The 21,668-nt window shown below is 70.8% G+C and carries 22 protein-coding genes; 9 read left to right on the forward strand and 13 right to left on the reverse strand.

Features of this window, described 5'->3' with window-relative positions; genetic code table 11:
- The first annotated feature begins 73 nt into the window (after positions 1–73).
- The 3 genes from OG352_RS27345 (at position 74) to hutH (ending at position 3,789) form a co-directional block, all read left to right on the forward strand.
- Entirely contained in the window at positions 74–877 is an 804-nt protein-coding gene (locus tag OG352_RS27345; RefSeq protein WP_329220495.1) for an enoyl-CoA hydratase/isomerase family protein, read from the forward strand.
- 122 nt (positions 878–999) lie between these two features.
- Positions 1,000–2,142 carry a GGDEF domain-containing protein gene (locus OG352_RS27350; RefSeq protein WP_329220497.1) on the forward strand — a complete coding sequence of 381 codons (1,143 nt, stop codon included), beginning with the start codon at positions 1,000–1,002 and terminating at the stop codon, positions 2,140–2,142.
- A gap of 108 nt (positions 2,143–2,250) precedes the next feature.
- Positions 2,251–3,789: a histidine ammonia-lyase gene (gene hutH / locus OG352_RS27355; RefSeq protein WP_329223988.1), complete on the forward strand. Its 1,539-nt coding sequence runs from the start codon at positions 2,251–2,253 to the stop codon at positions 3,787–3,789.
- Positions 3,790–3,855: 66 nt separating this feature from the next.
- Here hutH and OG352_RS27360 read toward each other — a convergent pair whose 3' ends face one another.
- Entirely contained in the window at positions 3,856–4,638 is a 783-nt protein-coding gene (locus OG352_RS27360) for a hypothetical protein (RefSeq protein WP_329220499.1), read from the reverse strand.
- A gap of 42 nt (positions 4,639–4,680) precedes the next feature.
- The gene (locus OG352_RS27365) at positions 4,681–5,037 is read right to left on the reverse strand and encodes an LAETG motif-containing sortase-dependent surface protein (RefSeq protein ID WP_329220501.1); all 357 of its coding nucleotides are present in this window, start codon (positions 5,035–5,037) and stop codon (positions 4,681–4,683) included.
- A 184-nt stretch (positions 5,038–5,221) separates the two neighbouring features.
- Between OG352_RS27365 and OG352_RS27370 the strand changes: the two genes are divergently transcribed.
- From OG352_RS27370 to OG352_RS27385, 4 genes are all read left to right on the forward strand, one after another.
- Positions 5,222–5,554 (forward strand): hypothetical protein, encoded by a 333-nt coding sequence (locus OG352_RS27370; RefSeq protein ID WP_329220502.1) that lies wholly within the window; start codon positions 5,222–5,224, stop codon positions 5,552–5,554.
- Positions 5,555–5,763: 209 nt separating this feature from the next.
- Positions 5,764–7,026 carry a L,D-transpeptidase gene (locus OG352_RS27375; protein ID WP_329220503.1) on the forward strand — a complete coding sequence of 421 codons (1,263 nt, stop codon included), beginning with the start codon at positions 5,764–5,766 and terminating at the stop codon, positions 7,024–7,026.
- Positions 7,027–7,170: 144 nt separating this feature from the next.
- Complete coding sequence (locus OG352_RS27380; RefSeq protein WP_329220504.1) at positions 7,171–8,655, forward strand: ABC transporter permease; 1,485 nt, start codon at positions 7,171–7,173, stop codon at positions 8,653–8,655.
- Positions 8,656–8,700: 45 nt separating this feature from the next.
- Positions 8,701–9,387 carry an ABC transporter ATP-binding protein gene (locus tag OG352_RS27385; protein ID WP_329220506.1) on the forward strand — a complete coding sequence of 229 codons (687 nt, stop codon included), beginning with the start codon at positions 8,701–8,703 and terminating at the stop codon, positions 9,385–9,387.
- 149 nt (positions 9,388–9,536) lie between these two features.
- On the opposite strand, the gene OG352_RS27390 is transcribed toward OG352_RS27385, so the two are convergent.
- On the reverse strand, positions 9,537–10,442 hold the full coding sequence (locus OG352_RS27390) for a helix-turn-helix domain-containing protein (RefSeq protein WP_329220508.1): 906 nt from the start codon (positions 10,440–10,442) through the stop codon (positions 9,537–9,539).
- 176 nt (positions 10,443–10,618) lie between these two features.
- Here OG352_RS27390 and OG352_RS27395 point away from each other — a divergent pair, with 176 nt between their 5' ends.
- Positions 10,619–11,659 (forward strand): NAD(P)-dependent alcohol dehydrogenase, encoded by a 1,041-nt coding sequence (locus OG352_RS27395; RefSeq protein ID WP_329220509.1) that lies wholly within the window; start codon positions 10,619–10,621, stop codon positions 11,657–11,659.
- A 145-nt stretch (positions 11,660–11,804) separates the two neighbouring features.
- Here the strand turns inward: OG352_RS27395 and OG352_RS27400 are convergent, their stop codons facing one another.
- The 3 genes from OG352_RS27400 to OG352_RS27410 form a co-directional block, all read right to left on the reverse strand.
- Positions 11,805–12,149: a hypothetical protein gene (locus tag OG352_RS27400; RefSeq protein WP_329220510.1), complete on the reverse strand. Its 345-nt coding sequence runs from the start codon at positions 12,147–12,149 to the stop codon at positions 11,805–11,807.
- A gap of 82 nt (positions 12,150–12,231) precedes the next feature.
- Positions 12,232–12,966 carry an iron chelate uptake ABC transporter family permease subunit gene (locus OG352_RS27405; RefSeq protein ID WP_329220511.1) on the reverse strand — a complete coding sequence of 245 codons (735 nt, stop codon included), beginning with the start codon at positions 12,964–12,966 and terminating at the stop codon, positions 12,232–12,234.
- 7 nt (positions 12,967–12,973) lie between these two features.
- Positions 12,974–13,330, reverse strand: coding sequence for an ABC transporter substrate-binding protein (locus OG352_RS27410; protein ID WP_329220512.1), 357 nt, complete (start codon positions 13,328–13,330; stop codon positions 12,974–12,976).
- A 168-nt stretch (positions 13,331–13,498) separates the two neighbouring features.
- Here OG352_RS27410 and OG352_RS27415 point away from each other — a divergent pair, with 168 nt between their 5' ends.
- The gene (locus OG352_RS27415; protein WP_329220514.1) at positions 13,499–13,879 is read left to right on the forward strand and encodes a VOC family protein; all 381 of its coding nucleotides are present in this window, start codon (positions 13,499–13,501) and stop codon (positions 13,877–13,879) included.
- Between the two features lie 51 nt (positions 13,880–13,930).
- On the opposite strand, the gene OG352_RS27420 is transcribed toward OG352_RS27415, so the two are convergent.
- The 7 genes from OG352_RS27420 to msrA all read right to left on the reverse strand — a co-directional run bounded on the left by OG352_RS27420 (position 13,931) and on the right by msrA (position 21,643).
- Complete coding sequence (locus OG352_RS27420) at positions 13,931–14,743, reverse strand: hypothetical protein (RefSeq protein WP_329220516.1); 813 nt, start codon at positions 14,741–14,743, stop codon at positions 13,931–13,933.
- On the reverse strand, positions 14,740–15,561 hold the full coding sequence (locus OG352_RS27425; RefSeq protein ID WP_329220518.1) for a hypothetical protein: 822 nt from the start codon (positions 15,559–15,561) through the stop codon (positions 14,740–14,742). The genes OG352_RS27420 and OG352_RS27425 overlap by 4 nt, the downstream gene beginning before the upstream one ends.
- Positions 15,562–15,614: 53 nt before the next feature.
- On the reverse strand, positions 15,615–16,904 hold the full coding sequence (locus OG352_RS27430; protein WP_329220520.1) for a CHAT domain-containing protein: 1,290 nt from the start codon (positions 16,902–16,904) through the stop codon (positions 15,615–15,617).
- 13 nt (positions 16,905–16,917) lie between these two features.
- Complete coding sequence (locus OG352_RS27435) at positions 16,918–18,846, reverse strand: hypothetical protein (RefSeq protein ID WP_329220522.1); 1,929 nt, start codon at positions 18,844–18,846, stop codon at positions 16,918–16,920.
- A 112-nt stretch (positions 18,847–18,958) separates the two neighbouring features.
- Positions 18,959–20,065 carry a serine hydrolase domain-containing protein gene (locus OG352_RS27440; RefSeq protein WP_329220523.1) on the reverse strand — a complete coding sequence of 369 codons (1,107 nt, stop codon included), beginning with the start codon at positions 20,063–20,065 and terminating at the stop codon, positions 18,959–18,961.
- Positions 20,066–20,125: 60 nt separating this feature from the next.
- Positions 20,126–20,815, reverse strand: a complete 690-nt coding sequence (locus OG352_RS27445) for a DUF4389 domain-containing protein (protein ID WP_329220525.1) — start codon at positions 20,813–20,815, stop codon at positions 20,126–20,128.
- 159 nt (positions 20,816–20,974) lie between these two features.
- Positions 20,975–21,643, reverse strand: coding sequence for a peptide-methionine (S)-S-oxide reductase MsrA (msrA, locus tag OG352_RS27450; RefSeq protein ID WP_329220526.1), 669 nt, complete (start codon positions 21,641–21,643; stop codon positions 20,975–20,977).
- Positions 21,644–21,668 lie beyond the last annotated feature (25 nt).

The raw sequence follows: 21,668 nt of genomic DNA on the forward strand, positions 1-21,668 counted from the left end.
CTTTCGCCCGGGGGCCCCGGCTGCGATGATCGGGCGAGCGAGAGATGTTAACCCGCGTTAACTGGAGGGTGTCATGGGCGAGGAGCGGTTCGGGGAGTTCGTGCTGGTGCGGCGGCACGGGGACGGCGGGCATGTCGCGGAGCTGGCCCTCGACCGGCCGAAGGCCATGAACGCCGTCTCCACCGACATGGCCCGGTCGATCGCCGGGGCGTGCGCGGCGCTGGGCGAGGACCGGGACGTCCGGGTGGTCGTGCTGACCTCGACGCACGAGCGGGCGTTCTGCGTCGGCGCCGACCTCAAGGAGCGGAACTCCTTCAGTGACGCCGAGCTGGTCCGGCAGCGGCCCGTCGCGCGTGGGGCGTACACCGGGGTGCTGGAGCTGCCGGTGCCCACGGTCGCCGCGGTGCACGGCTTCGCGCTGGGCGGCGGCTTCGAACTGGCGCTGGCCTGCGACGTGATCGTGGCCGACGGGACGGCCGTGGTGGGGCTGCCCGAGGTGTCGGTGGGCGTGATCCCCGGGGGCGGCGGGACGCAGTTGCTGCCGCGCCGGGTGGGGGCGGCCCGGGCGGCCGAGCTGATCTTCACGGCCCGCCGGGTGGAGGCGGCCGAGGCGCGCGAGCTGGGCTTGGTGGACGTGCTGGTCGAGGCGGGGCGGGACCGGGACGAGGCGCTGGCGCTCGCCGCGCGGATCGCCGGCAACTCGCCGGTGGGTCTGCGGGCGGCGAAGCGGGCGCTGCGGCTCGGGCACGGGCTGGATCTGCGGGCCGGTCTGGAGGTGGAGGACGCGGCGTGGCGGTCGGTGGCGTTCTCGGGGGACCGGGCGGAGGGGGTGGCGGCGTTCAACGAGAAGCGGAAGCCGCAGTGGCCGGGCGAGTGAGCCCCCGAGCGGGCTGTCACGCGGGCTGTCGCACGGGTTGCCACACGGGCTCCTGACGGGCGTCGTCACTCTAAGTGGTCCTTCATGTCTCGTTTTCACCTAAATGTCCCTAGCCTGGGGAGATGGGTGACGACAGACGCCTGGTGGCCGTGGTGGAGCTCGCGCAGGGGATGGCGGCGGCGCACACCCCCCGCGAGTCGTGGCGCGCGGCCGCCCTCGGGGCCTGCCGGGCGCTGTCCGGCGGGTTCGCCGCGCTCTCGGTGTGGGAGCGCGACCTCGGACGGCTGCGCGTCCTGGCCAACGTGGGCGACCGGGCCGCCGACGAGGACGAGTTCCCGGACGACGAGGCCTACCCGGTCCACCAGTTCCCCGAGATCACCGAGTTCCTGCACGAGCGCTGGGCGTCCGGCGGCGAGCCCAACGCCTGGGTCGAGACGGCTCAGGGGCTCGCCGCCGGACGCCCCGGCTACTGCCATCAGCGCGTCGCCGCCCTGCGCCGCCGGGGCCGCGGCTCCTGCGTGGTCGCGCCGATCGTGCTGCACGGCCGGGCCTGGGGCGAGCTGTATGTCGCCCGCCCCACCGGCACCCCCGTCTTCGACCGTGCCGACGCCGACTTCGCGACCGTCCTCGCCGCCGTCGTCGCCGCCGGGCTCGCCCAGACCGAGCGGCTGGAGGAGGCCCGCCGGCTCGCCTTCACCGACGCCCTCACCGGCCTGGCCAACCGCCGCGCCGTCGACGTACGGCTGGAGGAGGCGGTCGAGCTGCATCGTGCGGAGGGGGTCGTCGTCAGCCTCGCGGTGTGTGACCTCAACGGGCTGAAGCGGGTCAACGACACCCACGGGCACGCCGTCGGCGACCGGCTGCTGGAGCGGTTCGGGTCGGTGCTGTCGCTGTGCGGGGCCATGCTGCCCGGCGCGCTGGCCGCCCGGCTCGGCGGGGACGAGTTCTGCCTGCTGGCCGTCGGGCAGCCCGCCGACGACGTCGTCGAGGTCGCCGGCGAGCTGTGCCGCCGGGCCGGGGAGCTGGAACTCGGCGAGGGCGTGGCCTGCGGGGTCGCGTCCACCGAGGACCCCATCGGGCCGGTGTGCTCCGCCCGCAGGCTCTTCCGGCTCGCCGACGCCGCCCAGTACCGTGCCAAGGCCGTACGGGCCGCCCGCCCGGTGGTCGCAGGCCGCGAGGGCCCCGACGACCCCGTCGTACGCCTCGCCGACGAGCCGTCGCGCGAGGGGGCCGCCGAGCGGCGGAGGTTCAGGGGGCGGCCCTGAGGACGGGGCTGTGGCCGTGCCGGTGAGTGTGACGTATTCGGTAAGGGGTGAACCCCGCTCCCACTGGTGACATCTTCGTCTTCACTGCGTACGCTCCTGAATATGGATATGCACACTGTGGTGGTGGGGACGTCCGGCGTGACCGCGTCCGACGTACTCGCCGTGGCGCGCGACGGCGCCCGCATCGAGCTCTCCGCGGAGGCGGTGGCGGCCCTCGCCGCGGCCCGCGGGATCGTGGACGCGCTGGCGGCCAAGCCCGAGCCGGTCTACGGCGTCTCCACCGGGTTCGGGGCCCTCGCCTCCCGGCACATCAGCCCGGAACTGCGCGCCCAACTGCAGCGCAACATCGTCCGCTCGCACGCCGCCGGCATGGGCCCGCGGGTGGAGCGGGAGGTCGTCCGGGCGCTGATGTTCCTGCGGCTGAAGACCGTCTGCTCCGGGCACACGGGCGTGCGGCCCGAGGTCGCGCAGACCATGGCCGACATCCTGAACGCCGGCATCACCCCGGTCGTCCACGAGTACGGCTCCCTCGGCTGCTCCGGCGACCTGGCCCCGCTCTCGCACTGCGCCCTCACGCTCATGGGCGAGGGCGACGCCGAGGGCCCGGACGGGGTCGTACGGCCCGCGGGCGAGTTGCTCGCCGAGGCCGGCATCGTCCCCGTCGAGCTGCGCGAGAAGGAGGGGCTGGCGCTCCTCAACGGCACCGACGGCATGCTCGGCATGCTGGTCATGGCCCTCGCCGACCTGGACATGCTCTACAAGTCCGCCGACGTCACGGCCGCGCTGTCGCTGGAGGCCCTGCTCGGCACCGACAAGGTGCTCGCACCCGAGCTGCACGCCATCCGCCCGCACCCGGGGCAGGGGGCCAGCGCCGCCAACATGCTTGCGGTGCTCGCGGGTTCGGAGCTGACCGGGCACCACCAGGACGACGCGCCCCGCGTCCAGGACGCCTACTCGGTGCGCTGCGCCCCGCAGGTCGCCGGCGCCGGACGCGACACCATGGCCCACGCCCGGCTCGTCGCGGAACGGGAGTTGGCGTCGGCCGTCGACAACCCCGTGGTGCTGCCGGACGGTCGGGTCGAGTCCAACGGCAACTTCCACGGCGCGCCGGTCGCCTACGTCCTGGACTTCCTCGCCATCGCCGTCGCCGACCTCGCCTCCATCGCCGAGCGGCGCACGGACCGGCTGCTGGACAAGAACCGCAGCCACGGCCTGCCGCCGTTCCTCGCGGACGACGCGGGCGTCGACTCCGGGCTGATGATCGCCCAGTACACGCAGGCCGCGCTGGTCAGCGAGTTGAAGCGGCTGGCCGTACCGGCGTCCGCCGACTCGATCCCGTCCTCCGCGATGCAGGAGGACCACGTGTCGATGGGCTGGTCCGCCGCCCGCAAGCTGCGCACCGCCATCGACAACCTCACGCGCGTCATCGCCGTCGAGCTGTACGCCGCCACGCGGGGCGTGGAGCTGCGCGAGGGGCTGACCCCGGCGCCCGCGACCCGCGCGGTCATCGACGCCGTACGCAAGGCGGGCGTCCAGGGCCCCGGCCCGGACCGGTTCCTCGCACCCGACCTCGCGGCGGCGGACGCGTTCGTACGCGACGGAGGGGTCGTGGCTGCCGTGGAGACGGTCATCGGGCCGCTGCGGTAAGGCAGTTGGGCCCGGCCGTCCGGATGTGACGGCAGGGCCCTTACGCGGTGCGGGAGTTGACCGGAGTTACTTGAGCTTGGCGATCTGAGCGTCGGCCACGGCCACGGGGATGGCGCCCATGTCGCCGCCCTTCGTGAGCGCGGTGATGTTCATCGTGAAGAGCGTGGCGAGGGTGCTGCCCTTGCGGATCACCTCGGTGTGGGCGGTGATCGTCTGGCCTTCCACCACGATGTCCTGGGCGAACGCCACCGCCTCGTCGCCCTTCCCGGAGCCCTTCTCCGCGGCGACCTTGGTGACCTTCGAGGTTTCACCCTCGGTCGTGAAGCCGTACCCGCCGGCGCAGCCCGTCACTCCGTCGGACAGCGCCTTGATGGTCTTCTCGGCGCCGTCGGCCTCGTAGGAGGACAGGCCGACGAACGTCATGGTGAGGTTGAAGGCGTCCTCGAGGTCCTCGGGCTGCGCGGTGGCGGCCGTTCCCTTGTCCTCGGCGAGGCTGTTGGTGGCGTTCGCCTCCGTGTCACCCGGCGGGAGCCCGTTCGTGGCCCAGGCGAGCGGGGCGCACGCCGCCTTGTCGACCTTCACCGCGGACTTGGTGGTCTTGTCGGACTCGTCCGCCTCGACCTTGTAACCCTTGAGATCGCCCTGCGCGAGCAGCAGCTTCTGCAGCTCGGCGGTGGTGAGCGCCTTCGCGTCGGACGCGGCCGCCGGGGCCGAAGCGGATGCGGACGCGGACGTCTTGGAGTCCGCGGAGTCCTTCGATCCCTCCTCCGAGCAGGCGGTGAGGAGGGAGAGCGAGAGTGCGGCTATTGCGGCCGTGGCGCACAGCCGCGCCCCCGATGTTCTGTTCATGACCGAACCATGAAGAAAGTGTCAAAGAACAGTCAAGTTCATTTAAAAATCCAGACGTTCCCGACGAACCGAATACACCACGAAGCCTGCGCCCAGGGCGAGAAGCGTGGTCCCGCCGACGATGTACGGGGTCGTGTCGAAGCTTCCGGTGTCGGCGAGCAGGGTGCCGTCGTTGGCGGTGGTCCGGGCCGTCGTCCCGGCCGTGGCCTCTGCCGTGGACTGGGGTGATGTGTCGGACGTCGTCGTCGACGCGGCCCGTGCCTGGGTCGCGACCTGCCTCGTCGTCTCCGTTCTGACCGGGGCGTCCTGGGACGCGTTGGCGGACGGGACGAACCACAGGGCGCCCAGCAGGGTCCCCGCGGCGGTGGCGGTCAGCAACGGACGGCGAGCGGATGACACGGAATATCGATCCCCTTGTGACGCTGGCGAATTGGCCGTGTGGTCCGATGCTAATGAAAGGCGCGGGTCGTGGGAAAGTTGCGGGAGCTGTGAGCCGTACGCTCCGGCCATGAACTCTGAAGAGACATCACGATTTGTACGGCTTCGGGTGGAACTCGTCCTCGAGATTCACGAGGAGGACGCCGTGACGAAGTCTGCCCTGCGGCGGCTGGCCGGCGACGCGGAGCTGCCGGACGACGAGCGCGCGCACGCCGAGTCCGCTGTGACGGAAGACACCGCGGAGGCCCTCGCCTACCTCGTCGACCCGTTCGACCTGGTCAGTCAGGTGCCCGGGGTGGAACTCCAGCAGGCCTCCTGGTCCAGCGAGCGGATCGACTACGACCCGGATTCGCCGGAGTGGGACCTCGACGAGGATGATGAGTACGAGGATGAGACGTCCGAGGGCGACGAGTCCGACGAGGAGTCGGATTCCGAGTCGGGCGACGAGTCCGACGGCGAGGAAGTCCGCATCGGCTGAGCGTCTTGGGGAAACCGTGACCCCGGACGGCAACCGCCGACCGGGGTTCCTTCGTCTCAGGAGACGCACGAACCGGCAACCGCATCCCGCGTCACCCGCGTTGCGAACGTGGCGTGCCCCACATCTTCGGAAAAGTGGAACGGGACGAACCGGCCGTAGCGTTGAAGTGTCCAGACGGGGACTCTCGCGGGTTTTTGTAATCGGCAACGATGGAGAAGCGTGTGATGACGGACAGTAGGCGGCGTCGGGGTCTCATGGCGGCGTCCGCACTGCTCGGCGGTGTTCTGGTGCTCTCTGCGTGTTCCGGCGGCGACGGCAGCGCCTCCGGCGGCGGAGGCGGCTCCTCGCAGGCGAAGGCCGACGAGGCGGCGGCCAAGAAGTCCTCCGAGGCCCAGATCAAGATCACGCCGGCGGACGGTTCGGACAACGCCTCCATCAACAACTCGGCGGCCGTCACGGTGAGCAAGGGCACGCTCACCGCCGTGACGATGACCACCTCCGCGGGGGCGGCGGTCGAGGGCGCGCTCTCCGCCGACAAGACGAGCTGGAAGCCGACCGGCCAGCTGGAGCGCTCCACCACCTACAAGCTGGCGGCGACCGCGAAGGACTCGGCGGGCCTCGAGGCCCACGAGAACGCCTCCTTCACCACGGTCTCCCCGGACAACAGCTTCATAGGCAACTTCACCCCCGAGGACGGCTCGACCGTCGGCGTGGGCATGCCGGTGTCGATCAACTTCAACAAGGAGATCACCAACAAGGCGGCCGTCCAGAAGGGCGTCACGGTCACCTCCACCAGTGGCCAGGAGGTCGTCTGCCACTGGTTCTCCACCCAGCGCATGGACTGCCGGCCCGAGGACTACTGGAAGGAGAACTCCACCGTCACGGTCAAGCTCGCGCTCGACGGTGTGGAGGGCGCCAGTGGTGTCTTCGGTGTCCAGCAGAAGACGGTCACCTTCAAGATCGGCCGTAACCAGGTGAGTTACGTCGACGCGAAGACCAAGCAGATGAAGATCACGCACAACGGCGCGGTCATCAAGACCATCCCGATCTCCGCCGGCTCGCCCGAAAACAAGACGTACGAGGGCCAGATGGTCATGTCGGAGAAGTTCAAGGAGACGCGCATGAACGGCGCGACCGTGGGCTTCACCGACGACGACGGCAAGGGCGAGTACGACATCAAGGACGTGCCGCACGCCATCCGCCTCACCAACTCCGGCACCTTCGTGCACGGCAACTACTGGGGCGCGAAGTCCGTCTTCGGCTCGGTGAACACCAGCCACGGCTGCGTGGGCCTGTCCGACACCAAGGGCGCCAACGACACGGGCACGGCGGGCTACTGGTTCTTCACCAACTCGATCGTCGGTGACGTCGTGGTGGTCCAGAACACCGGCGACAAGACCGTGGCCCCGGACAACGGCCTCAACGGCTGGAACATGGACTGGGCGCAGTGGAAGGCGGGTTCGGCCGCCTGACCGGCCCGACCGACAGTCCGCTCACAGCTTTCCGGTGCCGCCCTCAGGGGCGGCATCGGTGTTTCCGGGGCCGATCAAAGCCTTCTCATCCTTCTCTTATGTCGGCCTTATGGCTTCATCACGCGGGGTACCTACCGTGCGGCCATGTTCTTCACCTACCTGAGGCGCGAACTGCGCCGCCGCAGAAAAGCGGCCCTCGTCGTCGCCTCCGGCCTGGCGCTGGGCATCGCGCTGGTCATCGTGGTCAGCTCCGTGTCGTCCGGCATGGGGAAGGCCCAGGACAAGGTCCTGCAGTCCCTGTACGGCCTGGGTACGGACATGACGGTCACCAAGGCCGCGAAGCCCACCGCGAACGCCTCGGACCGCCCGCGCTTCCAGTTCGACGCGCAGGACGACGGCTCCGGCGCGCAGCAGAGCACCGACCGCGTCATGGTGCGGGGCTTCCAGACCCTGTCGACCGCGACCGTCACCAAGGTCGGCCGGCAGAGCGGGGTCGCCGACGCGGCCGGCGGGCTGAGCCTGCAAGTGCTCAAGGTCGACGGCCAGTTCACCCGCGGCCAGTTCCAGCAGAACGACAGCGGTAGAGGCACCGGTAGCGGTGGCGGCGGTCAGGGCGGCTACGGTGGCGGCCAGGGGAGCGGTCAGCCGCAGGGTGAAGTGCGGGGCGGCGGCGCCGACTTCGATGTCAACAGCTACTCCGTCTACGGCACCGACGTCACCAAGCCCGAGCTCGGCCCGCTGACCTCTTCGACGATCACCGGCGGCCGTACCTTCAAGACCTCGGAGACCAGCGGCAAGGTCGCCGTCCTCGACTCGGCGTACGCCAAGGAGAAGTCGCTCAAGGTCGGTTCCACGCTCACCATCAGCAGCGTCAAGTTCGCGGTGATCGGCATCGCCACGGCCGACAGCGGCGACGCCGCCGCCAACGTCTACATCCCGCTGGCCCAGGCCCAGACCCTCAGCGGCTCGAAGGCCAAGGTCACCACGATCTACGTCAAGGCGACCGACTCCCAGAAGATCGACAGCGTCAAGTCGACCATCCAGAAGAACGTCTCGGGTACGACGGTGACGACCTCCGCCGACCTCGCCGACACCGTCTCCGGCTCCCTCTCCACGGCCTCTTCCCTCGCCACCAACGTCGGCAAGTGGCTGTCCATCGCGGTCCTGATCGCCGCGTTCCTGGTCGCCGGTCTGCTCACCTCCTCGGCGGTCTCCCGGCGTGTGCGGGAGTTCGGCACGCTGAAGGCGCTGGGCTGGAAGTCCGGCCGCGTCACCCGGCAGGTCGTCGGCGAGGCCATGGTCAACGGCCTGCTGGGCGGCGCCCTGGGCATCGCGCTGGGCCTGGCGGGCGCGTACGCCGTGACCGCGATCAGCCCCACGTTGCAGGCCCAGTTGGGCGGCGGGGGCGGCGGCAACGGCTTCGGTGGCGGTGGTGGCGGCGGCTTCGGCGGTGGCGGTCGCCGGGCGGCGGCCAAGACCCTCGACGTCGCGCTGACGGCGCCGGTGAGCGTCACGACGGTGGCCGTCGCGGTGGGCCTCGCCGTGGCCGGCGGTCTGATCGCGGGGGCGTTCGGCGGCTGGCGGGCGTCGCGACTGCGCCCGGCGGACGCGCTGCGCCGCGTCGAGTAGCCGACGCCGCCAACCCACCTACGAACTCCAGGAGTTGTGGTCTCCATGTACGAACTCAGAGGCGTCACCAAGCGCTACACCCGGGGCAAGGAGACGGTCCACGCCCTGGCCGGCGTCGACCTGACCATCCCGGACGGCGACCGGCTCGTCATCCAGGGCCCCACCGGCGGCGGCAAGTCCACGCTGCTGCAGATGATCGGCGCGCTCGACCGGCCGTCCGAGGGCGAGATCGTCCTCGACGGCGTCGACCTGGCCAAGCTCTCCGAGGCCAGGCTGACGAAGGTGCGCAGCGAGAACATCGGCTTCGTCTTCCAGTCCTTCAACCTCATCCCGACGCTCAACGCGCAGGAGAACGTCGAGACCGCCCTCGTCCCGCTCGGCGTGAAGGCCAAGGAGCGCCGCGAACGGGCCGCCGAGGCACTGCAGTCGGTGGGGCTCGGCGAGCGGCTCCGGCATCTGCCGTCCGAGATGTCCGGCGGTCAGCAGCAGCGCGTCGCGATCGCCCGCGCGCTGGTGAAGCAGCCGAAGGTACTCCTCGCCGACGAGCCCACCGGCAACCTCGACGAGAGCATGCGCGACGAGATCATGGACGTGCTGCACACCATGTGGAAGGAGCACGGGCTGACCTTCATCATGGTCACCCACGACTCGTCGATCGCGAAGAAGGCTCCGCGGGTGGCGACGATCCGCAAGGGGAAGATCACGGTGAAGGAGAACGCGACGTCGTCCTGACGCGTTCATCGCCGTCCGGGCGTGGTCATCCGGACGTTGATCACCCCCCGGCGCACTTCAACGTGTTCCGGGGGGTTTGCGCATGAAGAGGGACCGGGCGGGCCCCGGAACAGCAGCCCTCGGCGAGGCCGCACCAGCCAACGGTGCTGTCAGGCGGACGGTGTCTGGGACTCTGTTCCCGCTCGGGTTGCGTCCGCGCCCCAGCTTGCGAGGAGGCGTAGGGCCTCTGCCGAGGGGGAGGCCGGTTCCGCGTGGTAGGTGACCATTGTCTGTTCGGCGTCGCCCGTGAGTCTGAAGCCCTCGAAGTTCAGGGAGAGTTCGCCGACCAGGGGATGCCGTAGGAGCTTCAGGCCGTGGCTCTTCTCCTTGACGTCGTGGGTGGCCCACAGGCGTCGGAAGTCCTCGCTCTTCACCGACAGTTCGCCCACCAGCGCCGAGAGCCGGGGGTCGTCCGGGTAGCAGCCCGCGTCCATCCGCAGGACGCAGACGATGTCGATCGCCTTCTGCTCCCAGTCCACGAACAGGTCGTGGTAGTCGGGGCGCAGGAAGACCAGCCGGGCCCAGTTGCGCTCCGCCACCGGCAGTTCCGCCCAGTCCCCGAAGACGGCCGCCGCCATCCGGTTCCACGCCAGGATCTCCGTGCGCCGCCCCACGATGTACGCGGGCACCGAGTCCATCGAGGTCAGGAGCTGCTGCAGCGAGGCCCGCGCCTGCTGGGGCCGTGCCGTCTGCTTCTTCTTGTGCTTCGGTTTCGCCAGATGGGTGAGGTGCGCGTGCTCCGCGTCCGTCAGCCGCAGCGCCCGCGCGATCGAGTCCAGCACCTCCGCCGACACGTTCCGCCCGTTGCCCTGCTCCAGGCGCGTGTAGTACGCCACCGACACCCCGGCCAACTGCGCCAGTTCCTCGCGCCGCAGCCCCGGCACCCTGCGGTGCCGCCCGAAGTCCGGCAGCCCCACGTCCTCCGGCTTCAGCCGGGCCCGCCGGGTGCGCAGGAACTCGCTGAGTTCGGCGCGCCGGTCCAGGGAGGCGCCGGCGGGTTCGGGGTGTACGTCCATGCCGTCCAGTATTCCCGGTCGTACGCCCAGCAGCCTGACCCCGCCAGTGGTAGGCACAGCGGACGTACGCAGGGGCGTGACCTGGGTGATTCCCGCGGGATGAGGCAGGCTGGACCTCAGCACCCGGCCCGAAGGCAGGCCGGGACTACCGAACCCCCCGCTAGGAGACCCCCGGCATGACCACCGTTGCCGCGTACGCCGCACCCGCCGCCAAGGCCCCGCTGGAGCGCACGACGATCGAGCGCCGACCGGTCCGTGAGTTCGACGTCCTGATCGACATCGAGTTCGCCGGCATCTGCCACTCCGACATCCACCAGGCCCGTGAGGGCTGGGGCGAGGCGATCTTCCCGATGGTCCCGGGCCACGAGATCGCGGGCGTCGTCTCCGAGGTCGGCCCCGGCGTCACCAAGTACGCCGTCGGCGACCGCGTCGGCGTCGGCTGCCTCGTCGACTCCTGCCGTGAGTGCGACAACTGCGAGGCCGGTCTGGAGCAGTACTGCACCGGCGGCAGCGTCGGCACGTACAACGCCGTCGGCAAGGACGGCGAGCCCACCTACGGCGGCTACGCGCAGAAGATCGTCGTGGACGAGAACTACGTCGTCCGCATCCCCGACGGCCTCTCGCTCGACGTCGCCGCGCCGCTGCTCTGCGCCGGCATCACCACGTACTCCCCGCTGAAGCACTGGAACGCCGGCCCCGGCAAGAAGGTCGCCGTCCTCGGCATGGGCGGCCTCGGCCACATGGGCGTCAAGATCGCGCACGCGCTCGGCGCCGAGGTGACCGTCCTGTCCCAGTCGCTGCGCAAGAAGGACGACGGCCTGAAGCTGGGCGCCGCCCACTACTACGCCACCAGCGACGAGAACACGTTCACGGAGCTGAAGGGCACCTTCGACCTCATCCTCTCCACGGTCTCGGCCCCGCTGAACCTGGACGCCTACCTGTCCCTGCTGAAGACGGACGGCGCGTTCGTGAACGTCGGCGCGCCCGAGGAGCCCGTCAGCCTCAACCTGTTCTCGGTGATCGGCGGCCGCAAGACCCTCGCCGGCTCCGGCATCGGCGGCATCCAGGAGACCCAGGAGATGCTGGACTTCTGCGCGGAGCACGGCCTCGGCGCCGAGATCGAGCTGATCAGCGCCACCGAGATCAACGACGCGTACGAGCGGGTCCTCGCCAGCGACGTCCGCTACCGCTTCGTCATCGACACGTCGACGATCTGACCGTCGTCGCTCCGTCAGGGCAGGGCCCCGGGGGGTACCAGTTCCACGAATGTGACACTTCCTACCGGGAGTGTCACATTCGTGGAACTGGTACCCGGCCGCCCGGGGGTTCGGCAAGAAGCGTCACTGCTGCCGACCCCCTGCCTCATCCCGCGCAGGTGACCGGGCCGCCCGGCGACGGCTGGTACAGCGTCCACACGATCAGGGCCTGGAGGCCGAGCAGCAGCAGCCCGGCCGGCAGCACGAGGCCGGCCATCTGCACCGGCCCGCGCGGGCGCAACGGCTGTAGCAGGCGTCGTCCGGAGAGTGCGACGGCGGCGAGGGTGGCGAGGGGCCCGGCGTAGGCCGTCGCGTACATCGGCCAGGTGCTCGCCAGGTCGTGGCACGCGGCCAGTTCCGCGTCCGCGCGCCGGTTCTCGAACACGTTGAACCCGTACGCCGTCAGCACCCCGAGCGCGAGCAGGACGACGGACGCGGGGCGATGCCCCACCCCTCGCCCCGCCCTTCCCTCTCGGCGGCCGCGGTGGTCGGGCCGGTGTTCAGGTCCGTGAGCGTGTCGGTACTCATGCCCATCAGGAGGGGCGCCGGGTGCCTCCGGGTTCCCTTGCGTCCCGTCCCAGCAGCCACAGCAGATACGGCCCGCCGACCAGCGCGGTCAGCGCGCCGACCGGTATCTCCAGCGGCGGCAGCAGCGTACGGGCCACCAGATCGGCCGTGACCAGGACGAACGCTCCCGCCAACGCGCTGTTCAGCAGCGGCAGTTGGGGCGTACGGGTGAGCCGGCGGGCCAGTTGCGGCGCGGTGAGGGCGACGAAGCCGATCGGGCCCGCCGCGCCCGTGGCGGTGGCCGCGAGCACGACCCCGAGGACCGTCAGAGCGAGCCGCACCCGGTCCACCCGTACGCCGCGCGCGGCGATCGCGTACACCAGGCACGCGGCGACGACGGCGCCGGCGAAGGCGTACCAGACGTAGCCGGAGAAGCCGTTCGCGAGGCCGAGGGCGATGGCCAGTACGACGCCTGCCGCCGCGCCCTGGCTGAGGCCGAGGATGCCGGGGTCGGCGAGCGGGTTGCGGGTGACCGCCTGGAGGGCGGCCCCGGCGAGACCGAGCGCCGCCCCCGCCGTCAGCCCGACCTCCGTGCGCGGCAGCCGCAGCGACCGTACGACGAGCGCGCCCGGTGAACTCCCGCCGTGCAGCAGGGCGTCGAGGACGGCGGACGGCGGCACGGCACGGGTGCCGACGGCGAGGCTGAGCAGGGCCGCGGCGGTCACCAGAAGGGCGGCCGCCGGCCAGGCGAGGAGTTTCACGGGACGGCTACTTGCCGAGGCGGCCGGCGAGTTCCGTCACGACCAGACGTGCCGCGGTGGGGCCCGCGTTGAGGTACCAGGGGTCGTCGTCGACCTTGACGGCGTGACCGGCCCGCACCGCGCCCATCCCCTTCCACAGCGGCCCGGCGACGATGCTCGCCGCGTCCGTCTTGGCCGCGTCGGCCTGCACCGAGTAGAAGATCCAGTCGCCGTCCGCGGTGTCGATCCGCTCGGCGCCGATGTCCTCCGAAATGTCCCTGAACTGCTGCGACTTGGGGCGGGCGAGCCCCATGTCGACGGCGATCGACCCGGTGAACGAGGACACGCCGAACATCCGGGTGCGGTCGGGCGTGAAGCGCACCATGGAGACGGTCGGGGCGCCCGCGACCGCGTCCCCCTTCGTCCGGGCGTCGCCGACGATCCCGTCGAGCAGCTTCCGTGCGGCCTGCCCCCACCTGCTCCGACCGCATTCACTAAGGCGAGCCTTACCTTGGATGGTGTCGGCGTAGGGTGGTGACGGGAGGCCTCCACGATGACCGTTCAGCTGAACCACACCATCGTCACCGCACACGACAAACGAGCCTCGGCCCGGTTCCTCGCCGACCTGCTCGGCCTGGAGGTGAGCGAGCCCTACGGCCCCTTCCTCCCCGTCGAGATCCCGAACGGCGTGACCCTCGACTACCTAGACGCGCAAGGGGAGATCACCCCGCAGCACTACGCGTTCCTGGTCTCCGAGGACGACTTCGACACGATCTTCGCGCGCGTCCGCGAGGCCGGCCTGACCTACTGGGCCGACCCGTTCCACCACCGCCCCGGTGAGATCAACCACAACGACGGTGGCCGGGGCACGTACTTCGACGACCCGAACGGCCACCGCCTGGAGATCCTGACCCGCCCGTACGGGAGCGGATGAGGGGTCGCCGGCCCAGTCCGCAGGCAGTGGCTGACGGCTGACGTCGCCGGCTCAGGCCACGGGGAACGACTCGCCGTCGCCGTAGGACCGTACGACGACCCCGCCGCCCGGAGCGGGACGCACGCAGTGGGCCCGCCCGAGCCCGCCCACCCGCGCCAGTGGCCCGCTCCCGACCTCCACCACGGTGTTCTCGTCGATGGCCACCCCGTGCGCGAGCCGCCCGCCCGCCACGACGGCGACCAGCCGCCCCAACGTCCCCCACTGCGCGGCATGCACGTCCACCCCGAACGGCACGAGCCCCAGCCCCGGCCGCACCTCGACCTCCTCGAGGTCCTCGGCGGCGTCCCCCGGACACACGGCGACCCCGTCGACCAGCCACCCCCCGACCACCGCGTCCCGCGCGGCGACCGCGGCCCCCGCGGAGAACCCGGCGTAGGGAACACCCCGCTCGGCGAGCAGCGAGGCCAACAGCCCAACCCCGGACCCGGCCCCAGACCCGGACCCAGAGGCTCCGGTTCCGGCGAACGCCTCCTGATAAGCGGGCGTCAGCCCACCACAGACGATCACCCCGTCCACGTCCTCGGAGAGCGCCGCGACGACATCGACCCGCTCCCCGACCGGCACCAGCAACGGCACGGGCACACACGCCCCGACCTTCCGCAACGCCACGTCGTACCGCGCGAACTGCTCGCCCCCGTCCCCCTCGTCGACGACCACGCAGAGAACCCGGGGAGCCGAGCCGGCCCCTGACCGCACCGCCGCGGCCCGCAGGAACGCCCCGTACACGACGTCGGCGACCGCCCCGTCCCACCCGCCACCGACGAGGAACACCCGACCGCCACCGCTCTTCGTCCCGCTGCTCACGTGCACTTCTCCAGGTTCTCCCGGTTCTCCCGGTTCTCCCGGTTCTCCAGATCCTCCGGGTACTCGATCTCCGCCCAGGTCGGTCCGGCCGAAAGGTCCTCAGGGCTCGTGCCCTGGCCGTCGTCCGCCTCCTCGCCGCGCTGCTCGGCGAAGGTCGCCTCGCGGAGGAGCGGATCCTTGACCTTGTACCCGCGCCACATGAGCGCGCTCCGCCCGGGGCTGTCGAGAGAGGCCGCCAGGCCCTCCTGGTGCTCGACCTCGAACGAGGGCGCCAAGGTGGCCTGCACGGTGGGGTCGAGGGCCGCCTGCGCGCGCATACGGACGTTCGCCGAGGCGCTGCGCCCCGCCGAGACGAGGAGGAGGCCGGGGCCGCCGATCGCCACCTCGGTGATCACCACCCAGCCGGGTCGCCACTCGCCTTTCTCGTGGAGTTCGAGCACGCCTCGCCGCACGGCCTCCAGGTTCGCGAGACGGTGCACGGTCACGTCCGCGCTGCGCAGGACGAACGCGCCCTTGCGGGTGAACGTGTAGCTGGCGTCTCCCCGCGCCGACGCGACCACGGCGTCGACGCCCGACCGGGTGAGTCCTCCCGACCTCGTCACCCCGTCGTGCGACGCGTAGTCCAGGGTGCCCATGTCGCCCGTGGAGTCGGGCTTCGCCGGCACCTTCAGGGTCTTGAGGGTGGTGAACTTGGTCCATCGGTGGTCGGAGAACGTGCCGATGTCGCCGAGTTCCATGGGCGTTCCGGGAAGCCAGACGGGCAGTCGATCGTACTTTCCACGGATCTCGTGCCAGAAGGCGTTCGGCAGGCTGGTCATGATGCGGTCCCCTCGACGGTGGCGGTAGGGCGGTCGGGTTCGGGTGGGAGCGGTCAGGTCCTGGTGAGTGTGGTGTCGCCGACGGCGGCCGGGACGCTCGGCAGCGGAGCGACCTGCAAGGAGGAGACGCCGTGCAGGCAGTAGAGCAGCCCTGTCGGATCGCGCATCGTGTCGAGCAGATGCCACTTGGCCGCGTGCAGGGCCTCTCCGGCGGTGGCCCCGGTCAGGAGGGCGTGGTAGAAGCGGCGGGAGAAGCCGTCGGCGAGCCGGTCGGGCAGGTTGGCCGCCGTGGTGATGACGCCGCGGTTCTGGTTCTTGTGGAAGGGCTCGAGGACGGACGCGAGCGACCAGGGATCGTAGACGCTCGTCGCGCAGGCGTTGAGGAAGACGAAGGGTTTGTCGGCGGTGCGCCGCGCCCGGTCCGTCCAGTGCAGGGCCAGCTTCCCGAGGATCTTCTCGACGGGGATCTCCACCGACTCGCCTTCCTCCGTGGCCAGATGGAAGGAGAAGTCGCCCGGGTCCCCGCGCCCGTCGCCTGGTCGGGCGACGCAGTGACAGGACATGTGCAGGATCTGGTAGGGGTGTTCGACCGCGCGGCCGTCCAACCCGAGCCCGGGGTCGGCTATATGACGGGCCATCGTCTCAGGCCCCGGCAGCGGGTCGCCGTCCGCGGGCGACGGGCCTTCCAGCCGGATGACGGGTCTGCTGCGGAAGAAACCGAGCTCACCCTGGGCTCCCGGGTACTTGGCGTCCCACAGGAAGCGGATCGGCAACCGACCGTTCTCCGTCGTCAGACAGGGGCTTTGCGCGGTGGTCGCGCTGACCAGGCCGCGTTCCACGACGGCTCCGAAGCCGGGGAACGCCAGGGCGGCTTCGCGCAGACTGTTCAGGTCGGGTGTGGAACCGTCCCAGTTCAAGTCGAACAGCGGCAGCACCTCCCAGGGCAGGAACTGGGCCGCCCCGGGCTCGATGTACAGGAGGGGGATTCTTCCGTTCTCCAGGCGGAGGGACGGGCACCAGCGCCTCATCCCGTCGTGGAGTTCCGGGAGGGATTCGGTCGGCCAGACCAAGGCCCGGGTGAGCAGGGTCCGGCCCGCGTCGGCGAGTTCGAGCAGGGCCGCCCCGGCCCGCTGCGCGGACAGCGCGCCGTCGCTCCGCCAGACGGTCTTGGCCCGCTCGAGAGCACTGTTGAAACGGGCGTGGTTGCTCCGCAGCACTTGCGGCTCATGGATGGGCAGGTGCAGCGGCTTCGGATCACCGGCACCCTTGAGCTCCAGCCGGTACCCTTCCGCGCCGCTGACCGCCCGCACCGTGATGTTGGGCGACGCCGACTGCTGTCTCATGTGCCGCGCCCGATCAGCGCGGCTCGGGTGCCGTCGTCGGCACGTCGTCGACCACGACGGCCATGGGCAGCGCCTGGACCAGCCTGCCGGAGGAGTAGATCGCCACCCGTATGTCGTACATCCCCGGTTCCATGGCGGAGACGACCGGCGCGAACTGGAAGTGAGCCTCGTCGACGGGGACACGGGCGGAGAAACTCTCGGGGTGTACGCGCATGAAGGGGGCGTCGACGGTGATGTCCAGGTCCACTTCGGGGGCCGACCGGCCCGCGACGACGACCAGTTCCTCCGCCGTGCCCTCCAGGCCGGCGAGCAACTGCTGTGGCTGCTGGCGATATCCGACGCCCAGACCGACCGCGACGACGACGAGTCCGGGCTCGCCGGGACGGAGGTGCCACTCGGGTTCGCCGTTCACGCGCTGGACGTCCTCCGTCACGTCCATGGTGACCGCTACTCCGCCCCGGAAGGCCGTGGGGGGAGCCGGGGACAGGGCTTCCCGGATGCTCTCGCCGACCTGGACGACCGGACCCTGCTGGGGCGGGCGATGGTCGTAGCCGAGTGTCGGTGGCTGGACCGCCGCGGGCGGCGCCGGTGCCGGCTGGTTCTTGGACCTGTGGCGGCGGATCTCGGACAACGTGGCGATCGCGAGGGTCCCCGCGGCGCCGACTCCGGCGAGGGCGACGCTGCCCACCAGGGGGGTGGCGGCCGCGGCGGCCAGACCCGCGGCGGCCGTCGCCAGAACGCCTGCTTTGCGTGCCACGTTCACCAGGCTGTTCCTCGGCGCGCGGGAATGGACGGCTTCCGGAGTCCCGCCATGGCCTGCGGGACGCGACGCGGTGTCGTCATGGTCCGGACCGCCGTGGCCGGTCCAGGTCCCGGACCCGTACTCGGACCCGGTGAGCGTGGGCGGCTCCCAGACGGTGGGTTCGGGCTTCGCCGCCCTTCCTTCCACGCCGCTGCCCGAACGAGCTTCGGGGCGAGGCTCTGTACGGGTTTCCGCGCGCGAGTGCGTACGCGTCCGGTGGAGCCCGTCACGGCTCTCCGGGCTCTCCGTGCTTTCCGCGCGGGGCTCGGTCACCCAGGGATACGCGACCGAGCCCGGGCGGAACAACGCGCTGTGCCGCCACTGGGCGGAGAGGGCCGCGTTGGTGACCCGTTCCTGTTCCTGGTCGGCGGGCGCGGGCAGGTGCAGCGCCTCGTAGAGGTCGAAGCGTTGCAGGTCGAAGGCGACCCGCAGGGAGTTTCCGTAGGCCACCGCGGCGCGCACCGTATGTGCGTAGGCCACCGTCGCGGTGACCAGGGGGGCCAGCCACAACGCCATCGCGCCCAGACTCCATTCGGGCACCGCGACGAGCGAGGCGACGGTGGCCGTCACACCGAGGACGAAGAAGGAGACGTGCATGTCCAGCAAGCCGCTCCTGAAGTCCGTGTCCCTCCGTATCCGCTTCCGCAGCACCTGGTACAGGCGGGGCCAGGCAAGCCGTGCGTCAAGGCCGTAGGCGTCCTCGATCTGTTCGTGAGCTGCGGCGAGGGCGTTGCCGAGTGCCGTGGGCCTGAGGAGTCCGTCATTCATCGGATAGCGCTCACTCAACCACGAGGAGGTCCTGCGCACTTCGACCAGTGCTTCGGGGTCCCGGGCGCCGCCGTCGTCCTCGATGCGCCACATCAGACGGCTCCTCGCGACCTCCCTGTTCCAGCGTTGCCTGGCTCGGAGCCGATGGGCGATCGCCCCCCACCACCGGTCGCCGGCCAGCGCGCGCGTGAAAGCGGGTGCGCAATGCCCCACAAACAACGTGAGCAGCATGATCAGCGCGGCCAGGCCGGCCTGCTGAAAACCGCTCAGATCCGAAAGGCACTCCTCCAGTTCGCCCACCGAAACCCTGTGCCGCGTCGCCAGACAGAGCGACAGCGCCGCTATGTAGGTGACGGCGAGCAGCGCAGGCAAGTGGGCGGGCGTGAGCAAACGCCCGGCATGAGGAGCACGCATCCCCACATCATGCCGCCGAACGGGGCATCGGGGGAGAACTTCATCCGACGCCTCCGCCCACCCGCGCGGATCATCCCCGCAGCCCCTTGAGCCCGTCGTACGCGGACATGACGATCTCCACCCCCCGGGTGTCGTCGCCGGGTTCGCGCATCTGGTTCGTCACGTAGGCCACCGTCATCCGCGCCTCGGGGTCGATCACGACGAGCGAGCCGCCCCAGCCGCCCCACCCGTAGGTGGTGCCGAAGCGCCCGTAGCCGAGGCCCCAGCTGACCGGCATGCCCAGGACGCGGTCCTCGCCGCTGAACTGCTCCTCCCACGCACGGTCGCGGCCCGCCCGCGACAGCAGCCGCACCCCGCGCACCGCACCCCCGCAGGCCATCACCGACTGGACGAGGGCCACCGAGCGCGCGTTGCCGAATCCGCTCGCCGCGGGGATCTGCGCCCGGCGCCAGGCCACGCTGTTGCCGTCACGGAGCCGGATCGCGGTCGCGACGGTCGGGGCCGCGTTGCCGCTGGGCGCGCCCGCGATGTAGTCCTCGTCCCGGGACGGCGGCGGGAGCGCCCGCGCCACCCGGTGGTCGTGCTCGGCCGGCAGTCCCATACGGAAGTCCGCGCCGAGCGGGCCCGCGATCTCGGCCGCGAAGAACTCGCCCGGGGCCAGGCCCGTGATCCGGCGTACCACCTCGCCCACCAGGAATCCCTGGGTGAGCGAGTGGTATCCGACCGCGGTGCCCGGCTCCCACTGCGGCGCGAGCGCGGCGAGGCGTGCCGTGGCGGCCGGCCAGTCGTAGATGTCCGCCACCGGCCCGTCCCAGTCGGGCAGGCCCGCGGTGTGCGCGAGGACGTGCCGTACCAGCACGCCTTCCTTGCCCGCCGCCGCGAACTCAGGCCAGTACCGGGCGACCGGTGCGTCCAGGTCGAGCTCGCCGCGGTCGGCCAGGACCAGCGCGCACAGGGCCGTCATCGTCTTGGTGACGGAATAGACGTTGACGATCGTGTCCCGCTGCCACGGCACCGTGTGCGCCGCGTCGGCGAACCCGCCCCAGACGTCCACCACCGGCTCACCGTCCACGAAGACGGCCACCGAGCCGCCCGCGTCCCCGCCGTCCAGCAGCGCGGCCAGCGCCGTGGGCACCGCGGTGAACAGATCGTCGTACGAGCCCTGAATATCCGCCATGCTCGCTATCTAGCCCCCACTGAGCCACGGACGGCAACCGAATTCCCGCCCGAGTGGCCGCTACCGTCCGGGGCCGCCCGGCAAGGTCTCCGCCGGCGGGGTGGCCTGCCCGCCCATGTCGAGACGGAACGGCGGGTACTCGTCGGTCATCAGCGCGGCATAGGCGGCGACCCGTGCGGTCCAGCGGACGAGGCCGAGCAGGAAGTCGAAAAGCTGCATCGGGTAACGGCCGGTGAACGCCAAGATGATCACGGCGACCAGGGAGAGGAAGGGAATCAGCCCGCCGTGGTACCAGCCGTCCGCTCCGCCAGAGCCCCATCCCCAGTCACCGACGAACATCCCGACGACGATGTACTGCGGAATGACCAGCAGCCACCACTTCACCAGGACCAGACCGCGCGAGAGGCGCTCGGGATAGGCGACGTCGAACCGCGCCGGGTAGTCGGGCACGTCCGCGAGGGTGAACGGCGGATACCGGTCGGTGCCGAGCGCGGCGTGGGCGTAGTAACTGACCCGCCAGTTCCAGCGCAGCACGCCGACATTGAAGTCGAAGAGGGGCCGTGGATATCGGGCGGTGAACAGGATCGCGAAGAACGCGATGACCGTCACCACGGAGAACGCGATCCACAGGAAGAACAGCACGATGTAGTGCGGGATGGCGAGAAGCCACTTCACCAGCCATAGCCATCTGGACAACCGAGGATCGAGAGACGCCTCGATATGCACGGGCGAGGACGGTTTCCTGATCATGAATTCAGGCTCGCACGCAAAGCGAGAGCCCGCGACCGGGGCCGTTTCACCGACCGGTACGACGTACCAGGTAATCCCGCACACGCGCGTGCGGGATTGCAGGATTACCTGGTACGCGCAGGGCGCCGCAATGCCGTCGTCGCCTCCTGTGAGAGAGGCTCAGCCATCCGCCTTCGCCACGCCGATCGGGCAGGAAACGCCGGTTCCGCCGATACCGCAGTAACCCGCCGGGTTCTTGTCGAGGTACTGCTGGTGGTACCCCTCGGCTGCGTAGAAGGCGCGCTCTTCCGCCGGGACGATTTCCGTGGTGATCGTGTCGTGGCCCGAGGCCGTCAGGACCTGCTGGTAGGCGTCGCGTGAGGTCTCGGCCGTCGTCGCCTGGGACGGGGAGTGGGTGTAGATCGCGGAGCGGTACTGGGTGCCCACGTCGTTGCCCTGGCGGAAGCCCTGGGTGGGGTTGTGCGACTCCCAGAACGTCTTCAGGAGCCGCTCGTAGGAGATCACCGCCGGGTCGAAGACCACGCGGACGACCTCCGTGTGGCCGGTGTGGCCCGAGCAGACCTCCTCGTAGGTGGGGTGCTCGGTGTGGCCGCCCTGGTAGCCGACCAGGGTCGTCCACACGCCTGCCGGGAGCTCCCAGAACTTGCGCTCCGCGCCCCAGAAGCAGCCCATGCCGAAGTCGGCGACCTCCAGGCCCTCGGGGTAGGGGCCGAGCAGCGGGTTGCCGAGAACCGTGTGGCGGTCGGGGACGGAGAACGCCGGCTCCGGGCGGCCCCGCAGAGCCTGGTCGGGCGTCGGGAGCTGGGGCGTACGGCTGTTCAGGAACATGCGGTCTCCAAGGTCTGGGTGTCCG

This window comes from Streptomyces sp. NBC_01485 (assembly GCF_036227125.1).
In the GTDB taxonomy this organism is placed as follows: Bacteria; Actinomycetota; Actinomycetes; order Streptomycetales; family Streptomycetaceae; genus Streptomyces.